1 pseudogene is annotated in these 317 nt (G+C 36.6%); it reads left to right on the forward strand.

Annotated features, from left to right (window positions below):
• Positions 1 to 317: pseudogene (locus ACFINZ_RS10465) on the forward strand (two-component sensor histidine kinase); the annotation flags it as partial.

The following is a 317-nucleotide window of genomic DNA, read 5'->3' on the forward strand; positions in this document are numbered from 1 at the left end:
GCACTTTATATTTTACTATTTGGGTTAGTTGCAACAGGACTTTCTATTTATATAACGGCATTTTCTGTTTCATTGTTAACTGAGCAAACGGAACAGGCTTTGCGTGAAGAGTTAAGACGTATCGAAAACGCTTATAACTATGGTGGGCTTCCTTTAGTAATACGTACTATTGATTATCGTTCACGACAACCTGGGGCTTTTCTTTATCTTATCACTGATTCTATGGGACGCATTTTAGCAAGCAATGTTGCGCGTATTGAAGTTGGACTTCTGAATCATAATGGTTTTCTTTCGAATTCTTTTTTGTATTCGCGTTT

Source organism: Bartonella sp. AA81SXKL, assembly GCF_042196945.1.
GTDB lineage: Bacteria > Pseudomonadota > Alphaproteobacteria > Rhizobiales > Rhizobiaceae > Bartonella.